The 26,977-nt window shown below is 35.8% G+C and carries 27 protein-coding genes; 20 read left to right on the forward strand and 7 right to left on the reverse strand.

Annotated elements, in window-relative coordinates; translation table 11 throughout:
- Positions 1 to 7 precede the first annotated feature (7 nt).
- The gene (locus GMB29_RS04745; protein ID WP_155443833.1) at positions 8 to 1,657 is read left to right on the forward strand and encodes a methyl-accepting chemotaxis protein; all 1,650 of its coding nucleotides are present in this window, start codon (positions 8 to 10) and stop codon (positions 1,655 to 1,657) included.
- A gap of 957 nt (positions 1,658 to 2,614) precedes the next feature.
- On the opposite strand, the gene GMB29_RS04750 is transcribed toward GMB29_RS04745, so the two are convergent.
- Together GMB29_RS04750 and GMB29_RS04755 are read right to left on the reverse strand one after the other, a co-directional pair.
- Positions 2,615 to 2,746, reverse strand: coding sequence for a DUF3941 domain-containing protein (locus GMB29_RS04750; protein WP_136355248.1), 132 nt, complete (start codon positions 2,744 to 2,746; stop codon positions 2,615 to 2,617).
- A 64-nt stretch (positions 2,747 to 2,810) separates the two neighbouring features.
- A complete protein-coding gene (locus GMB29_RS04755) occupies positions 2,811 to 3,668 on the reverse strand; it encodes a DegV family protein (protein ID WP_136355246.1) in 858 nt (285 codons plus the stop codon).
- A gap of 178 nt (positions 3,669 to 3,846) precedes the next feature.
- On the opposite strand from GMB29_RS04755, the gene GMB29_RS04760 reads away from it, so the two are divergent.
- A complete protein-coding gene (locus tag GMB29_RS04760; RefSeq protein WP_136355244.1) occupies positions 3,847 to 4,689 on the forward strand; it encodes a YitT family protein in 843 nt (280 codons plus the stop codon).
- 11 nt (positions 4,690 to 4,700) lie between these two features.
- Positions 4,701 to 5,222 (forward strand): BsuPI-related putative proteinase inhibitor, encoded by a 522-nt coding sequence (locus GMB29_RS04765; RefSeq protein WP_136355242.1) that lies wholly within the window; start codon positions 4,701 to 4,703, stop codon positions 5,220 to 5,222.
- A gap of 54 nt (positions 5,223 to 5,276) precedes the next feature.
- Here GMB29_RS04765 and GMB29_RS04770 read toward each other — a convergent pair whose 3' ends face one another.
- From GMB29_RS04770 to GMB29_RS04775, 3 genes are all read right to left on the reverse strand, one after another.
- Entirely contained in the window at positions 5,277 to 5,471 is a 195-nt protein-coding gene (locus GMB29_RS04770; protein WP_136355240.1) for a DUF3813 domain-containing protein, read from the reverse strand.
- Positions 5,472 to 5,624 (reverse strand): hypothetical protein, encoded by a 153-nt coding sequence (locus tag GMB29_RS26885; RefSeq protein WP_168733880.1) that lies wholly within the window; start codon positions 5,622 to 5,624, stop codon positions 5,472 to 5,474.
- A 180-nt stretch (positions 5,625 to 5,804) separates the two neighbouring features.
- Positions 5,805 to 6,617, reverse strand: coding sequence for a Cof-type HAD-IIB family hydrolase (locus tag GMB29_RS04775; protein ID WP_136355238.1), 813 nt, complete (start codon positions 6,615 to 6,617; stop codon positions 5,805 to 5,807).
- 135 nt (positions 6,618 to 6,752) lie between these two features.
- Here GMB29_RS04775 and GMB29_RS04780 point away from each other — a divergent pair, with 135 nt between their 5' ends.
- From GMB29_RS04780 to GMB29_RS04825, 10 genes are all read left to right on the forward strand, one after another.
- A complete protein-coding gene (locus tag GMB29_RS04780) occupies positions 6,753 to 7,520 on the forward strand; it encodes a prolyl oligopeptidase family serine peptidase (protein ID WP_136355236.1) in 768 nt (255 codons plus the stop codon).
- 298 nt (positions 7,521 to 7,818) lie between these two features.
- Positions 7,819 to 8,127, forward strand: a complete 309-nt coding sequence (locus GMB29_RS04785; RefSeq protein WP_136355234.1) for a metal-sulfur cluster assembly factor — start codon at positions 7,819 to 7,821, stop codon at positions 8,125 to 8,127.
- Between the two features lie 540 nt (positions 8,128 to 8,667).
- Positions 8,668 to 9,705, forward strand: coding sequence for an N-acetyl-gamma-glutamyl-phosphate reductase (argC, locus tag GMB29_RS04790; protein WP_136355232.1), 1,038 nt, complete (start codon positions 8,668 to 8,670; stop codon positions 9,703 to 9,705).
- Between the two features lie 28 nt (positions 9,706 to 9,733).
- Positions 9,734 to 10,966: a bifunctional ornithine acetyltransferase/N-acetylglutamate synthase gene (gene argJ, locus GMB29_RS04795; RefSeq protein WP_136355231.1), complete on the forward strand. Its 1,233-nt coding sequence runs from the start codon at positions 9,734 to 9,736 to the stop codon at positions 10,964 to 10,966.
- Between the two features lie 14 nt (positions 10,967 to 10,980).
- Positions 10,981 to 11,763, forward strand: coding sequence for an acetylglutamate kinase (gene argB, locus GMB29_RS04800; RefSeq protein WP_136355229.1), 783 nt, complete (start codon positions 10,981 to 10,983; stop codon positions 11,761 to 11,763).
- On the forward strand, positions 11,760 to 12,920 hold the full coding sequence (locus GMB29_RS04805; RefSeq protein ID WP_136355227.1) for an acetylornithine transaminase: 1,161 nt from the start codon (positions 11,760 to 11,762) through the stop codon (positions 12,918 to 12,920). Before argB ends, GMB29_RS04805 begins: the two co-directional genes overlap by 4 nt.
- Positions 12,921 to 13,272: 352 nt before the next feature.
- Entirely contained in the window at positions 13,273 to 14,343 is a 1,071-nt protein-coding gene (locus GMB29_RS04810; RefSeq protein ID WP_136355224.1) for a carbamoyl phosphate synthase small subunit, read from the forward strand.
- The gene (locus tag GMB29_RS04815) at positions 14,336 to 17,419 is read left to right on the forward strand and encodes a carbamoyl-phosphate synthase (glutamine-hydrolyzing) large subunit (protein WP_136355222.1); all 3,084 of its coding nucleotides are present in this window, start codon (positions 14,336 to 14,338) and stop codon (positions 17,417 to 17,419) included. Before GMB29_RS04810 ends, GMB29_RS04815 begins: the two co-directional genes overlap by 8 nt.
- Complete coding sequence (gene argF / locus GMB29_RS04820; RefSeq protein ID WP_136355220.1) at positions 17,416 to 18,360, forward strand: ornithine carbamoyltransferase; 945 nt, start codon at positions 17,416 to 17,418, stop codon at positions 18,358 to 18,360. Before GMB29_RS04815 ends, argF begins: the two co-directional genes overlap by 4 nt.
- A gap of 451 nt (positions 18,361 to 18,811) precedes the next feature.
- A complete protein-coding gene (locus tag GMB29_RS04825) occupies positions 18,812 to 18,991 on the forward strand; it encodes a YjzC family protein (protein WP_136355218.1) in 180 nt (59 codons plus the stop codon).
- A gap of 122 nt (positions 18,992 to 19,113) precedes the next feature.
- Here GMB29_RS04825 and GMB29_RS04830 read toward each other — a convergent pair whose 3' ends face one another.
- A complete protein-coding gene (locus GMB29_RS04830; RefSeq protein WP_136355216.1) occupies positions 19,114 to 19,305 on the reverse strand; it encodes a YjzD family protein in 192 nt (63 codons plus the stop codon).
- A 537-nt stretch (positions 19,306 to 19,842) separates the two neighbouring features.
- On the opposite strand from GMB29_RS04830, the gene GMB29_RS04835 reads away from it, so the two are divergent.
- From GMB29_RS04835 to GMB29_RS04850, 4 genes are all read left to right on the forward strand, one after another.
- Positions 19,843 to 20,577 (forward strand): lipase family protein, encoded by a 735-nt coding sequence (locus GMB29_RS04835; RefSeq protein WP_136355281.1) that lies wholly within the window; start codon positions 19,843 to 19,845, stop codon positions 20,575 to 20,577.
- Positions 20,578 to 20,664: 87 nt separating this feature from the next.
- Entirely contained in the window at positions 20,665 to 21,465 is an 801-nt protein-coding gene (locus tag GMB29_RS04840; RefSeq protein WP_136355214.1) for an NAD(P)-dependent oxidoreductase, read from the forward strand.
- An 80-nt stretch (positions 21,466 to 21,545) separates the two neighbouring features.
- The gene (locus tag GMB29_RS04845) at positions 21,546 to 22,499 is read left to right on the forward strand and encodes a BMP family ABC transporter substrate-binding protein (protein ID WP_136355213.1); all 954 of its coding nucleotides are present in this window, start codon (positions 21,546 to 21,548) and stop codon (positions 22,497 to 22,499) included.
- Positions 22,500 to 22,519: 20 nt separating this feature from the next.
- Positions 22,520 to 22,702 (forward strand): ComZ family protein, encoded by a 183-nt coding sequence (locus GMB29_RS04850; RefSeq protein ID WP_136355211.1) that lies wholly within the window; start codon positions 22,520 to 22,522, stop codon positions 22,700 to 22,702.
- Positions 22,703 to 22,778: 76 nt separating this feature from the next.
- Here GMB29_RS04850 and GMB29_RS04855 read toward each other — a convergent pair whose 3' ends face one another.
- A complete protein-coding gene (locus GMB29_RS04855; protein ID WP_136355209.1) occupies positions 22,779 to 23,078 on the reverse strand; it encodes a hypothetical protein in 300 nt (99 codons plus the stop codon).
- A 307-nt stretch (positions 23,079 to 23,385) separates the two neighbouring features.
- Between GMB29_RS04855 and GMB29_RS04860 the strand changes: the two genes are divergently transcribed.
- The 3 genes from GMB29_RS04860 to GMB29_RS04870 all read left to right on the forward strand — a co-directional run bounded on the left by GMB29_RS04860 (position 23,386) and on the right by GMB29_RS04870 (position 26,871).
- Positions 23,386 to 24,318, forward strand: coding sequence for a beta-ketoacyl-ACP synthase III (locus tag GMB29_RS04860; protein WP_136355207.1), 933 nt, complete (start codon positions 23,386 to 23,388; stop codon positions 24,316 to 24,318).
- Between the two features lie 203 nt (positions 24,319 to 24,521).
- Positions 24,522 to 25,763, forward strand: coding sequence for a beta-ketoacyl-ACP synthase II (fabF, locus tag GMB29_RS04865; protein WP_136355205.1), 1,242 nt, complete (start codon positions 24,522 to 24,524; stop codon positions 25,761 to 25,763).
- 328 nt (positions 25,764 to 26,091) lie between these two features.
- The gene (locus GMB29_RS04870; protein WP_136355203.1) at positions 26,092 to 26,871 is read left to right on the forward strand and encodes a DUF2268 domain-containing putative Zn-dependent protease; all 780 of its coding nucleotides are present in this window, start codon (positions 26,092 to 26,094) and stop codon (positions 26,869 to 26,871) included.
- The last annotated feature ends 106 nt before the right edge of the window (positions 26,872 to 26,977 follow it).

Consider the following 26,977-nt stretch of genomic DNA (forward strand, 5'->3'; position numbering starts at 1 on the left):
GGGCATTATGACAATAAAGAAAAAACTACTTATTAATTCTGTTACTGTATTAGTATTGGCTATCTTGATTGTTGCATTTATCATTATTAATATGCTTTCGATCCAATCATCGAACAAAGACCAAGTGCCGGTTCTATTAAATATCGAAAAGCTTGCCGGCGAGTTCCAAACAACAAAACAAGGCTTAAACAATTTTTCAATTACACCTTCTGATGCTCAAAAGCAAGAGGTGCTGACAAGCATAGAAAAAAGCGATAGATTAATAGGAGAATTAAAGAATAAGATCACAAATCCTAAAAGTAAAACGGTTTTTAATAAATTAGTTACGAAATATGAGCAGTGGAAATTACAAGCGAATTCAGCATTAGAAAGCAAGGCAAGTGCTGAAGTAAAGCGCCAGTCAATTCGACTTGATGGCATAGGGAACGACCTATATCTTGTCAATGCGTATGCAAATGAACAATATATTCTCTTACAGGAAAACTTAAAAAAACAACTCTCATTTGTTATCATTTCTTCCATTGTTGGGTGTTTGATATTAATTGTGTTATCGACTTTCATTGCCATTTTAATGACAAATTCCATTACACGACCATTGAAAAAGTTAGCACACAATGCGGAACAAATATCAACTGGTCATTTAGTAGTTGAAGAAATCCATTATCAAGCGAAAGATGAATTAGGTCAATTGAATACATCTTTCATGAAAATGGTTGAGCAATTAAGAACATTACTCTCTGCAATTGATACTGTGAGTAAGGATGTAGAAGGATTTGCGAAAGATCTTGAAACAGAAAATAAAGGCTTAACAGAAATTAGCAACCAAGTAGCGATCTCTACAAACGAAATGTCGATTGGTACACAATCGATCTCAAGTGATTTACAAGATGCCGTTTCATTGATTGAACACATGGACAAGGAATTTAGAGAAAATGTAAATCGATCAGAGCAATCTGTATTATTTGGAGAGGAAGCTGTTACTGCCATCACATCTGGAAAAAATGCAATGGATAGACAACATTCGTTAATGTTAGAAAATATGCAAACAAGCCAAACGATTGATTCAGCAACAAAGGCGTTTACTGAATATGCTGGAGAAATAGAAAATATGGCGAAAACAGTTAGCAGAATCGCTGATCAGACAAATTTACTAGCATTAAATGCAGCGATAGAAGCGGCACGTGCAGGTGAAGCAGGAAAAGGCTTTGCAGTTGTAGCGGATGAAGTGCGCAAACTTGCTGAAGAGTCAACATCTTCAACGAAACATATTTTTGAAATGGTCGCCAAAATGAAAGAGCGGATCTCTCACATTTCAGATTCTGTACGTAAAGGTGTATTGATTGCTGAAAATCAACAGGATTCCATGGAAACAACGACAAAAGCGTTCGAAAACATTGGAACAAAGGTAGAAGAAATGATAAAGGGAATGACCTTACTAGCAACTGGAGTCAATCAATCCAAACAATTTGGTGAACAAGTTTTAAACACTGTTGAAAACATTAGTGCAGTAGTTGAAGAAACTGCAGCTGGAAATGAAGAAATATCCGCATCAACAACTGAACAATTAGCTGCCTTTGAAAAAAATGTTGAAAAGGTCATTTCTTTAAGAGAATTAACGGATGATTTAAACAATACTCTTGGAAGATTTAAATTATAGGAAGAAGTAAATACATTTTAAGGAAAAGATGAGTGAATTGATGCTCGTCTTTTTTTTGATAAAGTTTTATTGACTATACAATGTAATATGTTTCACTTAGGAAAATACCTGGTTGTCCATAAAGGATCGACCTAAAAGTATATCTCAAGCCCGAAAAGGTCATCATTAATTCGATGAAGGTCCAAATTCGATAAAAGCACGCTCAAACAGGTTTTCAACCAGCCGATGAAGGCCCAAATTCGATAAAAGTATGCACAAAAAGGTCTTCAACCAGCCGATGAAGGCCCAAATTCGATAAAAGTATGCACAAAAAGGTCTTCAACCAGCCGATGAAGGCCCAAATTCGATAAAAGTATGCACAAAAAGTTCTTCATCCAGCCGATGAAGGCCCAAATTCGATAAAGTATGCACAAAAAGGTCTTCATTCAGCCGATGAAGGCCCAAATTCAATAAAAGTATGCACAAAAAGGTCTTCATCCAGCCAATGAAGGCCCAAATTCGATAAAGTATGCACAAAAAGGTCTTCATTCAGCCGATGAAGGTCTAAATTCGATAAAAGTATGCACAAAAAGGTCTTCATCCAGCCGATGAAGGTCTAAATTCGATAAAAGTATGCACAAAATGGTCTTCATTCAGCCGATGAAGACCCAATCTCGATAAAAGTGCTCAAAAAGGTCTTCATCAAGTCAATGAAGGCCCAATCTTGATAAAAGCAATGCCAAAAAGGTCTTCATCAAGCCGTTGAATGTTCATTCTTGATAAAAGCACGCCCAAACAGGTCTTCATCCAACTGATGATAGACAAAACACCTATATAAATAAAGCAAAAAATCGCCAGTTTGTGGCGATTTTTAGTTTTATGACGAAAGAATTATCATCCCAGGTGATATTAAGTTTTAACTGTGAAATACCTATTATCTGAACCCTTTAGATTTAAATCCCAGTTTTTCTTTTCAGATTATTTATGATCGGTTTTTTTAGAATATTGATTTGCACCTTGTTGTCGATTTTTTTCACGCATCATATTTTTTTCGTGACGTAACGCATTATTATCTTTTGCTTTTTTATCATTATCACTAGTATGAGGCATTGATAGAGCTCCTTTCAAACGATTATAGCTCTAGCTTTCCCTAATAAATAGCGACTATGTGTATTTAAATCGTGTCGTTTAAAAAGAATATGGCAAGGGTACCAGGTCCGGCATGAGCACCGACAACTGCTCCTACATAGTTTATATAAATGTCTTTTGGAGAAAAAGCTTCTTCGATCATAGCTTTCATTTCATTTGCAGCATCTTGATCATCACCATGACTGATAGCAATCGTTTGGTTTTGAAGGTTAACACCACGTTCCTTCATAATCTCAATAATTCGTCGAAAGACTTTTTTGCGCCCGCGAATTTTTTCGAGAGGAATGAGTTTTCCATCCTCAACATGCAGCAATGGTTTTATATTTAGCAGTCCTCCGACAAAAGCAGATGTTTTGCTAATTCTTCCGCCGCGAGCCAAATACTCTAAATTATCAACTGTAAAAATATGCTCCATTTTCTTGCAGTAATCCTTAACGGCAGCTTCAATTTCACCCAATGGACGTCCGCTTTCAGATAAGTCTGATGCGTATTTAACTGCAAGACCATGTCCAAGTGAAGCACATTTTGAGTCGACAATGGTAAGTTCGAAGTTTGGATATTCTTCAAGGACCTCGTTTCGGATCATCATTGCCGTTTGATATGTTCCAGATAGCTCTGAAGAAAAAGCTACATATAGGCTCGGTACTTCTTTGCTAGCAAGATCAGTAAATACTTCCTTAAACTGAAGTGGTGAGGCTTGTGATGTTTTAATCGTGGAGCCTTCTCGCATAGCATCATATATTTGCTTTGGTTTTATATCTATTTGATCTTTTAACTGTTCCCCGTTCATTTCGACACTTAGTGGAAGAAACGAAATATTACGTTCCCCAAAATAGTCTATTGGCAAATCACAAGCACTATCAGCTATGATGTGTACTTTCATAAAAAACACCTCATTTAATTTCATTTTTTAATATGTAAAGATCAAGAGCTTTCTTAGTGTCCTTTTATTTTTTAGTTTAATCATGAAGTAGTTAAAATACAATCTTTGTGTTCATTTTCGGCAAAATTGGGAAAAACAACAGTAATGAGTGTAAGTAAGCAGGGAGGTATGATGATTGATGGTTAAATCTGAAACGAAAAAGATTATTGTAGTACTTTTAGGTGCTTTATTAAATGCAGTAAGTTTGAATTTATTTCTCATTCCTGCAGATGTTTATTCAAGTGGTTTCACCGGAGTAGCTCAATTGCTATCAAGTGCCATTATCGATTATACTGATTTTTCCATCTCTACAGGTATATTATTATTACTATTAAATATTCCAGTAGCTATTTTAGGATGGTTAAAGGTAGGAAAAACTTTTACATTATACAGCTTTCTTAGTGTTGTAGCAACAACCGTTTTTTTAGGCTTTATCCCATTACAATCTCTTTCAGATGATATTTTACTTAATGCTGTTTTTGGAGGAGTCATTTTAGCCGTCGGTGTTGGCTTTACATTGAAATATGGTGCTTCGACGGGAGGCCTGGATATTATCGCAATGGTTCTATCAAGAATGAAGGATAAGCCGATTGGCGGCTATATTTTTCTGTTGAATGCTATCATTATTTTTACTGCGGGTCTTTTAAATGGATGGGAAAAAGCATTATATACGCTCGTTGCCCTATATGCTACAACAAGGGTAATTGATACCATCCATACGAGACATGTCAAGCTAACGGCTATGGTTGTCACTAAAAAAGCGGAGGCACTAAAACAGGCCATCCACTCGAAATTAGTTCGCGGTATTACAACTGTTCCAGCAAAAGGCGGCTTTACAAATGAACCTAAAGATATGATGATCATTGTCATAACACGATATGAATTGTATGATTTAGAAAGAATTATTAAAGAAGTAGATCCTAATGCATTTACAAACATCATTCAAACAACAGGTATTTTCGGCTTCTTTAGAAAAGACTAAGAGGTGCTTTTATGACTAGATACACCATGATTTTTGGCTTGATATTCATGATCTTATGTGGATGTTCCAACAATCCAGCTACTGAGGAAACAGTCAATCAAAACGTAATAGAAGAAACTGACAAAGAAGAAGCAAACAAAGAAGAATCAGGTAATGCAGAGGTGGAAAATGAAAATGGCAAGCTGGACATGCAGGTAGATGTTGATATAATCGATCGCCAGGCTAAAATTGCCATCACATTAACAAATCATTCAAATGAAATTAAAAAACTTGAGTTTCCTACTAGTCAAAAGTATGAAATTATTATTACTGATGAAAACAATCAAGAAGTGTATCGTTATTCTGAAGGAAAGATGTTTACCCAAGCATTAGAATATGCCATTATTAAACAAGGTGAAAGTATCAAATGGGAAGAGATATGGGATTACTCCACCGAAGAGATTACACCTGGTGTATATAAGGTTCAAATATCGATTATCCCCGCTAACAACAAGGAATTGACTAAAAAAGAGTCCATTGAAATAATAAAATAATTAAAGGAGCTGACTCGTTAATAAAGTCAGCTCCTTTTTGAGCAATCCTACATTCTAAATCGATTCGATTACTTGTTGAAACTCACGTAATTGCTCTCGTTCAGCTTCAGTCGAATTGACAAAAGCTGATGATAAGGCATTTTTGGCTTTTATAATAGCTTCATACTTATCACCTTGCACATTACCTGTTGCAACAGAGTGTGCATAGGCAACAGATTCTCTCGCTTGTTGAAACAATTGGTTACCCATTTAAAACCCTCCAATTGAGGTTTCGAATGCTTGCTTCGCTTTGCGGTCTTCTGATTCTGATAATGTTGATCGGTAAGGGAACCTCTCATCGTGCTTAGTAACTGTATCTTTGCCTTGTTGAACAAAACGTTTAGATTTGTTACTTTTACCCATAAAAAAGCCCCCCTTAATTTTGGTGACGTTTGTTAACGTCTGTTTTATTGTGTGCGAAAAGGGGGAATATATAAATGGCAATTCCTTTCTTTGCTGCTAACTTTTCATCTGCTTCAAGTTCCGTTTTATGTCGACATGTGCATAATAGGTGTTGTTAAATGATGGCAGACGCTTGTTTTTTTAGAGAGACAATACGTCTTTTAAATAATGAGCAACTCCATCTTCTTCATTTGTTCGTGTTTTTTTATTTGCAACAGCTTTCACTTTATCAATTGCATTACCCATTGCAACACCATGTCCGGCATATGCTAGCATTTCGATGTCATTATCCTCGTCTCCAAAAGCGATAACCCGCTCAGCTGGAATGTGATAATATGATGCAATTCGATCTAAGCCAATTGCTTTATTCATGCCTGATTTAATAATTTCAATGACATGCCAAGGTGCAGCCCATCTTCTGTGATCAACAACTTCTGCATGTACTTCTGTTAAATAGGTTCTAATTTTTTCAACATCTTCCTCAGCAGCGTGAATGAGGATACTTGTGACATCATTACCTAAATTTTTTCGTAAATCACCGATTTTTACTTCAGGATTTCCCATGCTAAACACATCTAATAGCTTTTCATCATGATAATGGAAATACACATCATCAATGATTTCCGCTAACATATTATGTATGTTATGCTTTTCGGCAACCTCAATAATTTCTTTGACAACCTTTAAATCCAATGTTGTATGGTATGTTCCCCATTGATCATTTTTCGGATGGTGGACATATGCTCCATTAAAGTTAACAATAGGAGTCGTAAGCTGTAATTCATCATAATACATGGAGCTCGATCGAAATGGTCTTCCTGTCGCAATACAAACGATATGTCCGGCCGCTTTTGCTTTTGCAATAATTTCTTTTGAATAGTCTGAAATGGTTTTATCATCTTTTAAAAGCGTTCCATCTAAGTCCAGAGCAATTAAGAAAGGGTTCGTTTCCATAAAGTCTCCTTTTCATCATATGATTTAGTATAGTAAGTGAAGATTATGTTCTTTTATCAGTGTATCTTTTTTCCAAGTTTAGTGTCTACATGTTACTATTAATTTGAGGCAAAATAAATTAGGAGGCCATTTAATTTGGTAATTGTTGAAAAAATAACTATTGCAAATATTCCTCTATTACATATAGTCAATCATTCCGAAAAGGATAAAAAAATACCTTTTGTTATTTTTATCCATGGCTTTGAAAGTGTAAAGGAAAATAATTTACATTATGCGTATTATCTTGCAGAAAAGGGAATAAGAGTTGTGTTACCAGAAGCACTGTATCATGGTGAAAGAAGCCGGCAATACGATTCAATGGAATTAAGCTTTCGCTTTTGGAAAATTGTCCTAAATGAAATTAAAGAAATTAATACAATAAAAGAGCATTTTGAACATAACCATCTCATTGATGCCGAAAGGATTGGCTTAGCAGGAACTTCAATGGGGGGGATTTCCACATTAGGTGCATTAACACAGTATGATTGGATAAAAGCTGCTGTTAGTCTAATGGGAAGTCCATGCTACACAACCCTTTTAAAAGGTCAGTTATCTTTCTTAAAGGAAAAGGGGGTAGACCTTCCGCTTTCAAATGATGAAATTGCTGAGCAGCTTTCCCTATTAGAACCATTCGATTTAAGCTTACATAAAGACAAATTACAAAACAGACCGCTTTTGTTTTGGCATGGTGAATGTGATAAGACCGTTCCATTTGCTCCTACGTATCAATTTTATAAAGAGATTAGACCAATGTATGAAAAGGAACCTGAAAAAATAAGGTTTATTGCAGATCCAATAGCAGGCCATAAAGTTTCACATGAAGGTGTATTGGCGTTGACTGATTGGTTTGAACGATATTTATAAAAGGCTCTTTTCTAAGCGATTGTTGAATTTAAACGAAAACTATTTAGGTTGATTGGAGTAGATAGCGAGACTCATGCAGGCGTTTACGCCGAGAAGGCTCACCGCTCGCCCCGCTAAAATGCGAGCATCCTCCCGCTGCAATCAACCACACCGCACGACTTGGTAACTAGCAACAAAGTATGAGATATCAGCCTTATAAAAAATAAAATAAGGTATGTATCATGTCATATCACAAGTTTACTAATCAACTGTTAAAAATAGAATAATTGGAAGAAGATTGGAAGGAGAGATTTATCAGATGGATGAATTATTAAAAGAAAATATTTATGGTGCACTTGAAACGGTAATAGACCCTGAATTAGGGGTTGATATTGTAAATCTTGGTCTTGTTTATGATGTAGACATGGATGAGCAGGGACTAACAACGATTACAATGACATTAACATCAATGGGGTGCCCGTTAGCAGGTACAATCGTTGATCAAGTAAAAACCGTTCTTAACGATATTCCAGAGGTAAAGGAAGTAGAAGTTAATATTGTTTGGAGTCCACCATGGACAAAGGACAAAATGTCTAGAATTGCCAAAATTGCATTAGGAATTCGCTAAAGACCTGAGGCCATCAATGAGATATCCTTCATTGATGGTTTTTTTCGTATAGATTAGAGATTTTTTATGCCAATGAAACTGTCTTTAAACCAAAAAAGTGTAGAATAAAGTAATTCAGTAAGTAAAAAGGAAATCAAAAACTCCTCCATAAAGACCCGCATTTGGATCAAATCCGAACTCCAACAAACATTCATACAAAAAAACCAAGAGGATTAAAAATCTTTCGAACGAAAAAAAATTTGTCAAAAAGAAAAATTTTTTTAACTTAAAAAAGGAAATTGCTCATATATGTAGAAATGGAAACTAAAAGCATTAATGAGTAGGGAGAATTCGTTGATAATCAGCTTTTGAATCTTATATGCAATCCGTTGTATATCTATGATTCTTCCACTTAGCTTTTGAGAGTATAAAGTTCTTATCATGAAAGGAGTTTTTAGAAAAAAGAAAAAATATTATTTATACACTTGATTTTATTTTTATACATACTTATAATGGAGAAATAATTTAGGAAAACGAACTATTTAAAGAGAAGGTGATTTGGTGAAAGTCGGAATTGTTGGTGCAACTGGTTATGGTGGGGTCGAGTTATATCGCATATTATCAAAACATCCTCATGTTGATGAATGTATATTATATTCATCTTCAGAAGTGGATGTTCCATATATCAATTCGTTTCCACATTTAAATGAATTAAGTGATCATAAGCTGAAAAATATCGATGTAGAAGAAATGAAAAATAATGTGGATGTATTATTTCTTGCGACTCCTCCAGGTGTATCAAGGAACCTATCACCTCAATTTATCGAATCAAACGTTAAGATCATTGATTTATCAGGTGACTTAAGGTTGAAGAAGAAAAGCGAATATGAAGCTTGGTATAAACGACCTTGTGTAGATGAATCGGTACTTGAAAAAGCTGTATATGGTCTTTCAGAATTAAATAAAGCTGAGATTGAAAAAGCTAAACTGCTTGCAAATCCGGGATGCTTTCCAACGGCAACGATCTTGGGATTGGCTCCAGTTGTAAAGCAAAAGCTTGTAAATGAGCAGTCAATTATTGTTGATGCAAAAACAGGTGTATCTGGTGCAGGTAGAAATGCCTCACAGGCAACACACTATTCAGAAATCAATGAAAACGTAAAAATATACAAAGTACATGAACACCAACATATACCAGAAGTTGAACAAGCGCTGCATGTTTTAAACAATGCGGTAACATGTATTTCATTTCATACACACTTAATGCCAATGACACGTGGAATCATGGCTACTATATATGCAAGTTTAACAGATTCATATTCTACCGAAGCTTTACTAGATGTATATAAAAGCTTCTATGAACATTCACCTTTTGTGCGAATTCGCAATAAGAATGAATTTCCATCTACAAAGGAAGTATACGGATCAAACTTCTGTGATATTGGCTTAAAAGTAGATGAGCGAACAAATAGAGTGACAATTGTATCGGTCATAGACAATTTAATGAAAGGTGCTGCAGGGCAAGCGGTACAAAATTTTAATATTATGAACGGATTCGAAGAAACAACAGGATTGTATTTTGCACCTATTTATCCATAAAAACTACTTAACTTAGGAGGAAAAAACTGTGTTACAAACAATAGAAATCTCAAAGATTACAAAAATTGATGATGGGTCGATTATTACACCAAAGGGATTTTCTGCAGATGGGGTACATGCGGGTTTACGATATTCTAAAAATGATTTAGGAATTATTTATAGTGAAGTCCCAGCAAATTGTGCGGCTGTTTATACACAAAGTCACTTTCAAGCAGCACCATTAAAAGTAACACAGGAAAGTATTGCAAAAGAAGGAATTCTACAAGCAATCGTAGTTAATAGTGCAAATGCAAATTCATGTACTGGTGAACAAGGACTGCAAGATGCATACGAGATGAGAGAAAAAACGGCAAATCAATTTAATCTTGACAATCATTATGTAGCAGTTGCTTCAACAGGAGTCATTGGTGAATTTTTAGACATGAGTAAAATTAATAAAGGAATTACAGAGTTAAAACCTCAAGCAACGAAAGACGCAGCAGTAAACTTTCAACAAGCCATTTTAACAACTGATTTAGTTATGAAAACATCATGCTATGAAGTTGAGATTGATGGAAAGATCGTAACGATTGGCGGAGCGGCAAAAGGATCTGGAATGATTCATCCAAATATGGCGACAATGCTGGGATTTGTTACGACAGACGCAAATATTGATTCAGGCTCGCTTCAAGAAGTATTAAAGGAAATCACAGATAAGTCATTTAATCAGATCACGGTAGATGGGGACACATCAACGAATGATATGGTTCTTGTTATGGCAAATGGTCAAGCAGGTAACGAGCCATTAACTAATAAACATCCACAATGGAATGAGTTTAAAGCAGCTTTCCAAATGGTCAGTGAAGAGCTTGCGAAACAAATCGCTAAAGATGGTGAAGGAGCAACAAAGCTTATAGAAGTTGAAGTAACAGGTGCAAAAACAAAACAAGAAGCAAATGCTGTTGCAAAGCAAATCGTTGGTTCAAGCTTGGTGAAAACAGCCGTTTATGGTGCTGATGCAAACTGGGGAAGAATCATTGGGGCAATCGGATATAGTGATGCTTCGGTAAATTTAGAAAAGATTGATATCTATCTTGAGGATATTTGCCTATTCACAGATAATCGTCCACAAGCTTTTTCAGAGGAAACAGCAAAAGCATATTTAGAAAACGATCAAATAAAGATATCAGTTAACTTAGGTGTTGGAGAGGCAGCTGGTAAGGCATGGGGCTGCGATTTAACTTATGATTATGTGAAAATTAACGCGAGTTATCGAACATAAGGAGAGAGATCGAAATGTCAAAAACAGTTGTCCTAAAATGTGGCGGAAGCACAGTTCATCAATTGTCAGAATCATTTTTTCAAAGTTTAAAAGATTTGATTGATGGTAACTGGAAGGTCGTGATTGTTCACGGCGGCGGCCCTGATATCACAAATATGTTAAATGCATTAAAGATTGAAACAGAGTTCGTCAACGGTCAGCGTAAAACATCAGAGAAAGTTTTAGAAATTGCTGAAATGGTACTAGCTGGAAAGATTAATAAGCATCTAACAAATCTTTTACAGCAAAAAGGACTCAAATCAATTGGATTATCTGGTAGTGACGGAGAACTATTACAAGCTGCTTTTTTAGATAAAGAAAAATTAGGATTAGTTGGTAAAGTAACAAAAGTTAATGAAAAAGTGGTTTCATTGCTAATGGAAAATGGGTATATACCTGTGATTGCACCATTGGCTCGTACTGAGACTCATGAAACATTAAATGTGAATGCAGATTTAGCGGCTGCGGCAATTGCGCATGCAATAGGGGCTGAAAAGTTCCTTTTTGTAACAGATGTTCCAGGAATTCTTGATGAAAAGAAACAATTAATCGAAAACATAACGCCAACTGAAATTGAAGCACTTATTGAGAGTGAAGTTATTACAGGTGGGATGATTCCAAAAGTACAATCTGCCATTGCAACACTTTCTGACATATGTCAGGAAGTCATGATTGTAAGCGGGCAAAGCGCATTTGTAGAAAATGATCGTTTTAAAGGGACTAAAATTGTTGAAAAAATGGAGGTCATCTCATCGTGAGTTATTTATTTCCTACTTATGCAAGATGGAATATTACCGTTAAGGAAGCTAAGGGCTCGTGGGTAACCGATATACATGATAAGAAGTATTTGGATTTTGTCTCAGGGATTGCGGTTTGTAACTTAGGTCATGCAAATGACGATGTGATGGCTGCCGTTCAAGAGCAATTATCAAAGTACTGGCATATGTCAAATCTTTTTCATCAGCCAATCCAGGAAGAAGTCGCAAAGCTTCTAATTGAACATAGTGATGGAGATGCCGTTTTCTTTTGTAATAGTGGTGCAGAAGCAAACGAAGCAGCGATTAAACTTGCCAGAAAGCATACAGGGAAGACAAATATTGTGACATTTCTTCAATCCTTTCATGGAAGAACTTTTGCAACAATGTCTGCAACCGGGCAGGAGAAAATTCAGCAAGGCTTTGGTCCGCTGCTTGAAACATTCACTTATTTACCTTATAACGATACAGAAGCATTAGATCATCTTGGAACAGACGTTGCAGCCATTATGCTTGAAGTTGTCCAAGGTGAGGGCGGAGTTATACCAGCTCAACAAGAATTTATTCAAAAAGTAACTGAAACATGTAAACGAATTGGTGCATTATTAATTATTGATGAAGTTCAAACAGGTATTGGGCGAACGGGAAAACCATTTGCATATCAACATTATGGGATTTCACCAGATATTATTACATCGGCAAAAGGGTTAGGAAATGGAATTCCAGTTGGTGCGATGATTGGTAAATCGTCATTGATTTCAACCTTTCAAGCAGGCAGCCATGGCTCAACTTTCGGTGGTAATCCTATTGCCATGGCAGCAGCGAAAGCAACAATGACAAAAATCCTAAATAATGAGTTTTTAAATGAAGTTGAAGAAAAAAGTAATTACCTAATTGAAAAATTATATAATATAATTGGTAATCATCCGAAAATTAAAAATATTCGTGGAAAAGGTTTGCTAATTGGTATAGAATGTAATGAACAAGTAAGTGAAATGATCGATCAATTAAGAGAAAATAACCTACTTGTTTTATCAGCAGGACCCAATGTCATTCGGCTACTTCCACCTTTAACTGTTTCAACGAAAGAGATAGATGAAGCAGTTGAGATCATGAACCAAACATTTGCTGAAAATAAGCAATCTATTATTGCTCATTAAATAAGGCTCTTTTCTAAGAGATTGTTGCTTTTAATACGAGAACTATTTAAAAGTTGATTGGAGCGGATTGCGAGACTCCTGCGGGAGCAGCAGGACAGGTGAGTCTCATACAGGCGTTTACGCCGAGGAGGCTCACTGCCCGCCCCGTGGTCATCGTGCATCCGCTCGCTGCAATCAACCACACCGCACGACTAACAAGTTTCCAAAAACAGCATAAAATAAAGACCTATTTTTTTTACAGTACTTTGAATAAAAATACCAAATGATTAATATTTATCCAATGATGAACAATGACTGGCAGGAAGTGTAGATCCCTAACAGTTATCACTTAAGACAAACGAGGTGTGAACAGATGAAAGGATATCTCCATTTAGAGGATGGTTCAGTGTATACCGGTGAACTTGAGCATGGATCACCTCAAGATATTAACGGAGAAATTGTATTTTTTACAGGAATGACTGGATATCAGGAAGTGTTAACAGATCCATCATATAAGAATCAAATTGTTGTGTTTACTTACCCGCTAATCGGGAATTACGGTATCAATATTAGTGATGATGAAAGTAAACAACCACAAGTTAAAGCTGTTGTAGTGTATGAATGTACATCACAATATTCTCATTATGAAGCACAATACAGCTTTAAAGAATATTTGCAAAAGTGGAATATACCAATCATTCACCATATTGATACACGTTCTGTTGTGAAAAAAATTCGTAGCCAAGGTTCAATGGCTGCAACTATTTCTCAAACCTTTCAAAAGGAAGAACAACCAAGTGCGATATTTGAAGATGGAGTGTTTGAAGTTACTTCAACATCCATGCAAACGTATGGAGACGGGGATAAGCACATTGCACTTATCGATTTCGGTTATAAAAAATCAATTCTTACATCCCTAGTTAAGCGAGGCTGCAAAGTTACGACCGTCCCATTGAAAATGATGAACAAAGTTTCCGAACTCAAACCTGATGGTGTTTTACTATCAAATGGTCCGGGGGATCCAGAGAAGCTTGAAAGCTATTTTTCACAAATAAAGGAAATCGTTTCATCCTATCCAACCCTGGGAATTTGTTTGGGGCATCAGCTAATTGCCTTATCATTTGGAGCAAAAACGAAGAAGCTTTTATTCGGACATAGAGGGGCTAATCAGCCTGTTTATGATCTAAAACAGAAGAAAGTATTTATGACATCACAAAATCACAGCTATGTAGTTATTGATGAAAGCTTAAAGAAAACGGATTTAAACACACGATTTTATCATATAAATGATGATTCAATTGAAGGATTATCACATGCAACATTACCAATTTTAACAGCACAATTTCACCCAGAGGCGCATCCAGGACCTTCTGATAGTGAATGGATATTTGATGAATTTTTAGATCTTGTCGCCGCAGCAAAAGGAGAAATACTTTATGCCTAAAAATCATTCAATCAAAAAAATCTTAGTAATTGGATCTGGACCGATAATCATCGGTCAAGCTGCAGAATTTGATTATGCGGGTACACAAGGCTGTTTAGCTTTGAAAGAAGAGGGCTATAAGGTTGTTTTAGTGAATAACAACCCTGCTACTATTATGACAGACGAAGAATTTTCGGATGTCCTTTACTTTGAACCGTTAACAGTTGAAAGTGTAACGAAAATCATTGAAAAAGAAAAACCTGATGGTTTACTTGCTTCATTAGGCGGCCAAACAGGTCTAAATCTAGCGATGGAACTCCACCATGCAGGTGTATTAGAAAAATATGGTGTACAACTGCTCGGTACATCGATTGCATCCATCCAAAAAGGTGAGGACCGTAACGAGTTTCGCCAATTAATGTACGATTTAAATGAACCAATCCCTGAAAGCTCCATTGTAACAACTTTAGAAGAAGCTGTTGAGTTTTCAAAAAAGATCGGTTTTCCTATTATCATCCGTCCAGCATACACACTTGGTGGAAAAGGCGGAGGAATTGCAGAAAATGCTGTAGAGTTTCAAAAGCTTGTGAAAAGTGGCTTACAGGCAAGCCCTATCACACAATGCTTAATTGAAAAAAGCATCGCTGGCTTCAAGGAAGTTGAATATGAGATGATTCGTGATCATAAGGGTACTTGTATTTCTGTATGTAATATGGAAAACATTGATCCAGTTGGTGTTCACACAGGTGATTCAATCGTTGTCGCTCCATCTCAAACCTTGACAGATCAAGATTATCATATGCTTCGAACAGCTGCTGTAAAAATCGTTTCAGCTCTTGGTGTGGTCGGTGGATGTAACATTCAATTAGCTTTAGATCCAAAAAGCAAGCAATATTATGTCATTGAAGTAAATCCACGGGTCAGCAGATCATCTGCTCTAGCATCAAAGGCTACAGGGTATCCAATTGCAAAAATTGCAGCAAAGCTTGCAGTTGGGTATACATTAGATGAATTAAAAAATCCTTTAACAATGAGTACGTATGCTAGTTTTGAGCCAGCACTAGATTATGTTGTCGTAAAGTTTCCTAGATGGCCGTTCGATAAATTTAATAAAGCAGATCGCAAGCTCGGTACCAAGATGAAAGCTACCGGTGAGGTTATGGCGATCGAACGAAATCTAGAGGCAGCTCTTCAAAAAGCTTGTGATTCATTAGAATTAGATAATATCGGAACACATTTACCAGAGCTCGAGGAAATACCGTCAGATGCTGTAATCGAATTAATGAAAACAACAGATGACCGCCGCTTCTTTGCAGTTATGGAGCTGATTAGACGAGGAATGGCAATTGAAGAAATCCATCGATTGACAGAAATGGATCTTTACTTCTTATCATGCTTTAAACAAATTGTCGACCTTGAGCAACAAGTGAAAAAACAATCCATTTCCACATTAAATGGTGAATTGCTTGCAAAAGTGAAGGAAAAAGGATTCTCAGACAGAACGATCGCTGCATTAATCGATGCACCTGAAGCTGATATTAGAAAGCTTCGTCTTGAAAATGGAATTACAGCTTCCTATAAATATGTTGATACATGTGCAGCAGAATTTGAAGCAAGGACTAATTATTTTTATTCAACTTATTTCGGTGAAAACGAACAACCAACATTATCTGATAAGAAAAAAATCTTAATCATTGGTTCAGGTCCGATTCGAATCGGTCAAGGGATTGAATTTGATTATAGTGCTGTTCACGGAATAAAGGCACTAAAGCAATTAGGATACGAAGCGATCATGATTAACAATAATCCTGAAACAGTAAGTACAGATTTTGAAACAGCTGATCGACTTTATTTTGAACCTATCACACTCGAACATGTCCTTAATATCGTTGACTCAGAAAAAATTAATTCAGTTATCGTTCAATACGGTGGTCAAACAGCCATTAATCTTGCGGAGCAATTAGAAGCTGCAGGTGTACCATTATTAGGAACAAATACTGAGACTCTAGATGCATTAGAGGATCGCGACAAATTTTATCAATTACTTGACGAACTTTCGATTCCACATGCTGCCGGCTTAACTGCAAACAATGCAGAAGAAGCAAGAAAAGGTGCCAACGAAATCGGCTATCCGATCCTGTTAAGACCATCTTATGTTATCGGCGGTAAAGGGATGGTTGTTGTTCATAATGAAGAAACGTTAACAGCATTACTTTCTGAAAATACGACGATGATTTACCCAATATTAATTGATCAGTTCGTACAAGGTCTTGAAGGTGAGATTGATCTGATCGCAGACGGGAAAAATGCATTTATACCAATTTATATTGAACATGTTGAACCAGCCGGTGTTCATTCTGGAGATAGTTTAGCGATACTTCCAGCACAAAGCATATCCGAAAAACATAAACTTGTGATCGAAGAATATGCCAATGCTCTCGTGAAAAAACTGAATTATCGTGGAATCATGAACATTCAATTTTTAATAAATGGAGATAAAATCATTGTTCTTGAAGTAAATCCACGCGCAAGTAGAACAGCCCCAATTATTAGTAAAGTAACAGGAATACCAGTTATTAAACATGCAACCTACTTACTATGTGGAAAAACGTTAAGTGAGCTTTCAATTCAACAAGCTGAAATAAAGGATTGGGTAGCTGTAAAATATCCAATATTCTCTAGCCATGCTCATCCAGATGTCGATATTACATTAGGACCGGAAATGAAAGCAACTGGTGAAGGTATGTGTATAGGACATAATCTTCAAAGTGTATACAAAAAGATTTTTCAAAAAGATTTACAAAATGTATCAAGTGTTTATTTTGATCATGAAAATACAAAGGCAATTGAAGCAGCTAAGCAAGTAGGACTTCAAGTAAGTATAAGTGATTTTTCTTCTTGGGTTGAAGGAGATAAAGTAATTTTTGTATCACTTCTTGAAGAGGCAAAACTTGATCGCCAAACAGCAATAGAAAAAGGTATGGTTTTATTTACAAACCTTAATACTTTTTATGCATGTTTAGAATCGATCAATGCTTCAGACGAAGATGTAATAGCAATTCAAAAGTTAATTAATAAGGAAGTGATCACACCATGAATAACGTGGGACTAAAAGTGAAGAAAACGACAACAAAAAGAGATTTTTTAACATTACTTGATTACAGCAAAGAAGAAATCCTTAACTTAATTGAGGAAGCATTTAAGCTTGAAGAAAATCCAATTCAAAATGTGTTGCAAGGTAAAACATTAGCAATGATTTTTGAAAAATCATCAACAAGAACTCGTGTATCCTTTGAAGCAGGTATGCTCCAATTAGGAGGCCATGCACTAAATTTAAATACTCAAGAATTACAATTAGGACGTGGAGAACCAGTTTCTGATACAGCAAAGTCTATGTCTAGATATGTTGATGCTATTATGATTCGTACTTTTGGCCATGATAAAATAGAAGAATTAGCGAATAATGCAAGCATACCAGTTATAAACGGACTAACAGATATGTTTCATCCATGCCAAGCATTAGCTGATCTAAAAACAATTTACAGTTTAAAAGGAAAGTTTGTTGGGGTAAAAACAACTTATTTAGGTGATGGGAACAATGTAGCACATTCCCTTATGATCGGAGCTGCAAAAGTCGGTATGGACTTTACGATTGCTACTCCAAAAGGATATGAACCAAATCAAACAGTTGTTGAGAAAGCACAAGAGATTGCAAAGGAAACTGGAGCAACGATTATCGTTACGAATGATCCGATTGCAGCCGTGACAGATGCTGATATTGTTTATACTGATGTATGGGCGAGTATGGGTCAAGAAAGTGAACAACAGGAACGTTTAGTTGCTTTTAAAGAATTCCAAGTAAATGATGAGTTAGTTAAATATGCAAAAGACGATTACAGTTTCCTTCATTGTTTACCAGCACATCGCGAAGAGGAAGTTACTGCATCCATTATCGATGGCGAACATTCTGCCGTATTCGATCAAGCTGAAAATCGCTTGCATGTTCAAAAGGCGATTTTGAAGGAATTACTTTTATAATTAATGACTCTTGTCTAAGACATTGTTGTAAAATGAAAACTATTTAGGGTTGATTGGAGCAACGTGACATGTGAGACGCATACCAAGTGTTTGCGCCGAGGATGCTCACCGCCCGCCGCGCTAAAAAGCGAGCATCTTCTCGCTGCAATCAACCACAACACACTACTTAGTAAATAGCAACAAAGTTTGCGAAAACGGCCTAATTAATAAATAGTTAAGACCTGATACTTCATGTATCAGGTCATTTTATTGTTGGTCTTAAAAAATGCATCATTACACGAAATTAAGCCGAAAAGTACAATTTAGGAAGAATCATTTATTGACAATTCTTTTAGTTCTTCCTAGGTAATGTTAACCATCAAATTCTGCTTGATAACTTTCCACTAAGTGTATTCATGAAAGAGGCTTGTATGGAAATACTACAGATAAACATTGAGAGGAGGGGAATTAAATGGGCCAACAACATCGCTTTAGATCAGGTCAAAAGGCACCTAATAACGGGATCTATGTAGAAGTAGGAGAAAATGGGGATGGTGTGAAAAATCCTGGTCAAATCAGACTGAAAGCTGGAGATCGCTTCCCTGAAACCGCAAACGATGAACGTCATTGGACATATAAACGAAAACCGTAATTAGAAAGCAGAAGCTTGCTACTCATTTTTGTAATGAAATCTGTTTATATTCAAAAAACCCTACAAATTGATGTAGGGTTTTTTGAATGTAAGTCGAAAAGACTTATTAATACATTTAATTTTTAATGATGATCATGATTAGGATTAGGTTCGTTTGGGATCACAGCTGTTATAAATAATATGACAACGATTGCAATCACTGCTAAAATTGATGCAGACCCAAAGTCATAATGACCGCCAGTCATTGAATTAATAACATATGATGCCATATGTATTAATAAAAAACCCCAAAAAAATGTCCAAAAGAAACGCAAAGCATTCACCTCATTTTCCAGACGAATTCTAATTATATATTAACACATGTAATTTCAATAATAAAGTGAGACTTTAAAGCAGAGATGGTGCTTTTTCATCCACTGTTGGGTATGAATAAATAACTGGCTTGCAATGGCAGCCATTGTTCTTAAATCATTGTAGCAGAGATGCAGAATTTAAGTTCCTTTTTTCTGCTAGAATCTGAATGAATGAAAGGGATCATGCATAATTGTAATTAAAATAAAATCAATGTTTCCTAAAGGATAAGAAAGTTTAAGGTTTTGTACTTAGTTTCGGTGTCTAGCTCCAGCGCCTAGCCCCTCGAGTCATAAGCTGTTCCATAATTGAAGGCAAAAAGCGCCTTCTATTATGGCCTGTCTTATGCATGTCGGGGCTGATCGAGGCGCATGCGCTTTTCTTATCAAGTTGAACGTCTATATTTTGAACAACTGTGACAGTTCCCTATCCATTTTAATAGAGAATTCATACATTATATAGAAGATATAAGTCAACAAAAGAAAGGTGGTGGGCAAGTGATGTGTATTACGGAGCGCTTTTTTCAGATTGAAACAGAATGGAATGTCGTTCATTTACCTAAAAAACCTAATGGGTTTGGAATATTAATATTAGGTGATCGCTCGGATTTTGTAGAAGAAAATTCAAGTTTTTGGCATCAGCATTATGGACGAAACCAACTTATTTCAGAATTAATGAATCAAGGCTACACGCTGTTTCATTCAAATTTATTCGGAAGTAATTGGGGCAGTCCTCGTGCAGTTACAATGGCAAAGCAGCTATATCATCTAATTATGAAAAAGGAAATTCTTAATCAACGTGTTCACCTGTTGACTGATGGCATGGGGGGACTTACTGCTTTACAATTAATGGAATTGATACCTGATAAGATTCGCTCTGTCGCAATGATGAATCCTTGCCTTGACCTTCAAACCCATCTTATAAAGGAAAAAGAGAATAAGTTTTTTTATAAACGTTTATTGAAAGAAATATCATTAGCTTATGGGATTGATGCGAAAAAAATTAATACGTTAAATCTTCCATCAATGTCTAATTCCACATCAAGGAAGCCAGTAAGGATTTGGCAAAAAATGAATAATAGCACATATCGTTCACAGGATCATAGTAAAAAGTATGAAGAATTAAGAAAAAAAATGGGAAGCCCGATCCAACTTATTTATCATCTCGGTGACAATCCTTACAGGGTTAACCAATCAATCATCAAGTTTTATAAAGAAAATGAAAAAGTTTTATAGGAGAGAAAAGTCCCTATTCTTAGTAGTAGGGACTAATTTTATGTTAAGAAGCATACGATACAATAACTGTCTATAAGGGGGAACATCATGCTTAAACGAGTTATTGTATTTGGCGTGCACTCGTATATTGGTTTTGGACTATGTGAACGGTTGATAAGTGAAGGGGTTGAAGTAAAAGCTATTTTGTCAAAACCGAAAGATCCATATCAAAGAAAAATGTTAGAAGAACGATTACTGATGATCGGAAGAAATGCATTATTGCATATCACGAATGTATATGAAAAAACAGATGACGACAATGAGATTGATATGATTCTTCACTGTTGTGACGATAGTAGGGAAGATTCATTAATGAACGAAGATCGAGTAAATGTAATGAAATCGGTAGAACTTGCGCAACTATTTTCAATTCCGTACGTATATATCGCCTCAAGAAATCAAGATGAAAAGGATACAAGAATAGAACATATTAAATACTGTGAGAATTATCTTAATGAGCATTTAAAAACACGGTCATATATTAAACTCCCTTGTTTATATGGTCCCTTTCAACCTTCAACAGAAAGAATTCATCAATATTTAGTTGATCATGAAAGAAACAAAAAAAATCGGTTGATAATTGATGAACCTATCCTATTTATTCAAGATGCCATACAATCGATTTGGGGTCTACTTGAGAATGTTAAATCAGGAACAACGTATTTTATACATGCAGACGTAAAACAAGAGAAAGAATCGTCTTTTTTACTAGAGTTTCGAAAAAACGAATACATTCCCAAGCACGATGAAAATGAAACGATATACATGAAAGAACCTACTTCAATTGAAGAAGGTCTAATGGATCAGGTTACCTGTATAGAAAAGTTTAATCAGATTCTTAAAATGTAAGCCTTGTACATATCAAGAAGGTAAGGCTAAAATAAATATGGATAAGTACCTTAGTAAAGAACGCAGGGAAGTGGTTGCCGATGTACAAAAAGCTCGGACTTATCCTCATATTACTTTTTTCGCTTTATGGTTGTGGACAACCTACAACAACTGGCAATCTTCAAAAGGTCGGTTTACTTGTTCAGGAAACAATTGATGAAAAAGTTTGGGGTATGAAAGGCTATGAAGGGCTATTAAAAATTCAATCAGATCTAGGTGTAGATGTATTTTATAAAGAAGGTATGAACGAAGACATTAAGATTCGTCATGCAATTGAGGAATTTCAACAAAATGATGTAAATCTTATTTTTGGTCATGGCAGCGAATTTGCAGGTTCATTTCAAGCGATTAGTAAAGATTATCCGGATATTCATTTTGTTTTATTTAATTCTGATGTATCAGGTAGAAATATAACAAGTCTTAATTTCGAATCACATGCAATGGGCTTTTTTGGCGGGATGGTTGCAGGTGAAATGACAAATACAAAAAAAATAGGCGTGTTAGCTGCTTTCGAGTGGCAGCCGGAAATTGATGGCTTTTTTGAAGGTGCATATTTTCAAAATGAAAATGTTCATGTCAATATTAAGTATGTGCAAGATTGGAATAACACAGCAGATGCATTGCCGCTTTTAGAAGAAATGATCGATGACAATGTCGACATTGTGTACGTTGCAGGGGACGGGTATAATATACCAGTGATCGAGCGCCTAAAAGAAGAAGGTTTATATGCGATCGGATATGTCAATGATCAGGCTGATTTAGGCAATAGAACTGTGTTAACAAGTACTGTCCAGCATATTGACGAATTATATGTAAATGTGGCAAAATCCTTTAATAAAGGCGAGTTAGAAAATGGTGAGGTTTATTTCGACTTCAAAGACGGTGTCATCTCGATGGGAGAGTTCAGTCCTCTTGTTGATCAAGAATTTCAATCAAACCTGAATGAACACATTGAAGAATATAAAAAAAGTGGACTACTTCCAAATCAGTTATAACATTGAAAGGAGTGATGAGAATGGAACAGCATCCAAAAGCAATGGAATTTATGCAAATCGCAATGAAGTACTTGCCAGAGGCTAAAGAAAAATTTGAAGGATCTGGTATTGAATTATCATTGGAAACGATTCAGCCTATGATGGAGCTTTTCACGAAAGTGATGGGAGAAGCTTATGAATTAGGGAAAAAAGACGCACAGTAATAATGAAGAAACATAAATAAATGACAAGTCATTACAATTGAAGAAAAAGATAGTAAAAGCTGCCATTGGCAGCTTTTTATATTTTCTTTTTTATAAAGTCTACTATTGGGGAAAGATGATTGAGAATTGGTTTCAAATTCTTTAGTGATTCCATAATATCGTCAATTTGCTCCAATAAGGTGAAATAATCAATTTCTTCATTTGGATTATCATCTTTTTTTATATGAGATCTTTCTTCTATTCTACTTGAAGCTCTAGATCCAAACATAAGTTGGTTGAAACGATCAATAGGTGGTGAGTTGTCATTTTCAATATGATCAACTCCTTTGGTGTCTTCTTTTGAATGTATTTTTTGAGTTTGATCTTTGAATTCCATTTTTTCACCCCCATGTTACATGTTTTTTATCACTGATAAACTCGCTTTACTACTAATTTATGTACGTGTTATTTAGCGGTTCTAGTCATGTGTACAAAAACATTAATATTGAAAAAAAAATGTGAATAAGATAGAATTAGTACCAGATCATAATATTTGATATTAAGTTAGATTTATCGGACTTTTACGGACAGCTATTAGCCGCCTTCACTGCTTTTGTTAAATGAAAACGTAAAGGCGGAGGCAAACTGCCAGTGAAAGCGGGGTAAATTTTAATACCTATCTTTCTATAAAGGGGTTGCTACATATGAATGCAGGGATAATTGGTATCGGACGATACACTCCAGAAAAGATTGTTACAAATTTTGATTTAGAAAAAATAATGGATACATCTGATGAATGGATTCGTACAAGAACTGGTATAGAAGAACGCCGTTTTGCTGATGACGCAATGGATACATCTGATATGGCATTTTTAGCTGCTGAGAAAGCACTTGAAAATGCAGGGATAAGTTCAGAGGAATTGGATTTAATATTAGTTGCAACTGTTACGCCTGATCAACCATTTCCATCTGTAGCTTGTATGATTCAAGAAAAGCTGGGAGCAAAAAATGCAGCTGCAATGGATATTAGTGCAGCATGTGCTGGCTTTATGTATGGCGTGATCACTGGTGGTCAGTTTATTCAAACAAATGCCTATAAGAACGTTTTAGTAGTAGGTGTTGAAAAGCTTTCAAAAATAGTCAATTGGGAAGATCGTAACACTGCCGTGTTATTTGGTGATGGTGCCGGAGCTGTTGTGCTTGGACCAGTAAGCGAAGGGAAAGGGATTTTGTCCTTTGAGCTTGGAGCTGATGGAACTGGCGGTAAACATTTATATCAAGATGAACATATCATTATGAATGGCAGAGAAGTATTTAAATTTGCAGTTAGACAAATGGGTGAATCAAGTGTAAATGTTCTGGAAAAAGCCGGACTAAGCAAGGAAGATGTTGATTTCTTAATTCCACACCAAGCAAATATTCGAATCATGGAAGCATCGAGAGAGCGATTAGAATTACCTGTCGAAAAAATGTCTAAAACAATTAATAAATATGGTAACACTTCTGCTGCTTCCATTCCAATCTCGATAGTAGAAGAATTAGAAGCGGGGAAAATTAAAGATGGCGATTTACTCGTGATGGTTGGTTTTGGTGGTGGATTAACGTGGGGTGCAATCGCACTTCGTTGGGGACGTTAAGGATAAAAGTTCAAGGCGGACCTAAATATAACTAAAACTCAAGCTGTCAAAACGGCCTTTACTCGCCCTCAAAGCACTTTCACGTCTGTGCTATTCTAGAGTGTGCAAGATGGTCTTCGATGATTTTAGAAAAAGGAAATACTTTGAATAAGTTCATACTAGATTTATATGTAAACTTACGTTAAAGGTGAGGTGCACTCTTCATGGAAAAAAGACGAGTTGTTGTAACAGGTTTAGGAGCATTAACTCCAATTGGAAATGATGTACAAACATCATGGGATAATGCAATAAAAGGAGTATCAGGAATAGGGCCAATTACACGTGTGAATCCTGATGATTACCCAGCTAAAGTTTGTGCAGAATTAAAGGATTTTGATGTTGAACAATTTATGGATAAAAAAGATGCAAGAAAGATGGATCGTTTCACCCAATATGCTGTAGCTGCGGCTTTAATGGCTGTAAAAGATTCAAACTTAGAAATTACTGATGAAAATGCTCCACGTGTTGGAGTGTGGATCGGTTCTGGAATCGGTGGAATGGAAACTTTTGAGCAACAATATAAAACGCTTTTAGAAAAAGGGGCTCGCAGAGTAAGTCCGTTTTTTGTACCGATGCTTATTCCTGATATGGCGACTGGACAAGTATCGATCGCATTAGGAGCAAGGGGTTTTAATTCTTGTACGGTTACTGCTTGTGCTACAGGAACAAATTCAATCGGTGATGCTTATCGTGTTATTCAACGAGGAGAAGCAGATGTTATGGTTACTGGCGGGACAGAAGCTCCATTAACAGAAATGTCATTTGCTGGATTTTCTGCAAATAAAGCATTATCGACAAATCCAGATCCGAATTCAGCGAGCCGTCCATTTGATAAAGATCGTGATGGATTTGTTATGGGTGAAGGTGCGGGAATTATTGTTCTTGAGGAATTAGACCATGCGTTAGCTCGAGGAGCAAAAATTTACGCTGAAATCATTGGATATGCTGCGACAGGTGATGCATACCATATCACTGCCCCAGCTCCAAATGGAGAAGGCGGTGCAAGAGCGATGAAACAAGCTGTTGAAGGTAGTGGACTTACCGTGTCAGACATTGATTATATCAATGCACATGGAACAAGTACTCCTTATAATGATAAATTTGAAACATTAGCAATTAAAGAAGTATTTGGGGAGCATGCATACAAGCTTGCAATCAGTTCAACTAAGTCAATGACAGGACATCTATTGGGAGCTGCTGGCGGAGTTGAAGCAATCTTTAGTGTATTAGCAATTAAAGAAGGAATTATTCCGCCAACAATCAACTTAAAAACACCAGATCCTGATTGTGACTTAGATTACGTACCGAACGAGGCTAGAAAACAGCAAGTAAACGTAGCATTAAGCAACTCATTAGGCTTCGGCGGACATAACGCAACAATTATCTTTAAAAAATATGATGCGTAATGCACGGATAAACGGGGTACCGTTATAAGGTGCAAGCATATAAAAAGAGTTTAGTCCTTCATTGATAGAATGAAGGACTTTTCTTATGTAATGAACATGGGTTTAGACTTCAAAGCAATCTTAGTTAGGTTTTGCCTATCCTCAACAGAATGAAGAACTTTTCTTAAGCACTTTCTATCAAAAAATAATGACACACTCTTTCAAACATAAAGCATTACTTTTCATTCACTTAGGATGGTTTTTTATTACATAGTCAATTCATAGCCATATCATAATGAACCTCCTTGTCTTTTGCTACATAAGATAGCAAGTGGAAGGAGTGATCGTAATGAGCGTAATTGATACGATTGTCTGGTTAAAGAATGCTTCACAACAAGAGGAGATATTTAAAAAGCTGTGTCCATATTTTCATAAATTAACTGAAAAAGAAGTAGCTAACTATTTACATTTCTTTGGTATGTATAAAAATAGTCACGGAATGGGTAAATGGATTGAAAGAGTAGAAAAAGATAAAATTATTACCTTCATTAAAGACGAAGAAAAAAAGCTGCAAAAAGAGTGGAATGGGCCTGATATTCCAATTTTTATTTTTCCATGTGATGATCATAATCGGAGGATTCAAAAGGAGTATAAAGGCAGATCTGGATTGGCTTTTAACAATAAACTGTTTTTATTTCTTTCATTAAATACAAATAAAAGAGACATCAGTTCATTATTTATTCATGAATATCATCATGTTTGCCGTTTAGCAGCTGTAAAAAAGCAAGAAAAGGATTTTACGATTATTGATACAGTAATCATGGAAGGATTAGCGGAAAATGCTGTTCGAGAGATGCTTGGTGAAAATGATGTTGCTTCATGGACAAAATTGTATTCAGACAGCCAGTGTGAACGATTTCTTGAAAGAATAATTACACCTCAAAGGGAGGTATCGAGGGAAAGTCACAAATTCTCTCAATTGATGTTTGGAACAGGATTTTATCCAAACATGCTTGGGTATGCAGTTGGATATTACATTGTAAAAAAATATATGAAATATACTGGTAAAAACACTAAGGAGCTTTTAGGTTTGCCAGCTGAAGCATTTATGAAGGATTTTAAAGAATAAGTTCATATTATGCTTGCTAATATCATAGTGATGAATAAAGACAGGTTAATTGTTGGTTTTAGTCCTAAAAAATCTATTTTTTGTCGGAAATGAATGGAATAATTTA

The organism is Metabacillus sediminilitoris (assembly GCF_009720625.1).
GTDB classification, from domain to species: Bacteria; Bacillota; Bacilli; order Bacillales; family Bacillaceae; genus Metabacillus; species Metabacillus sediminilitoris.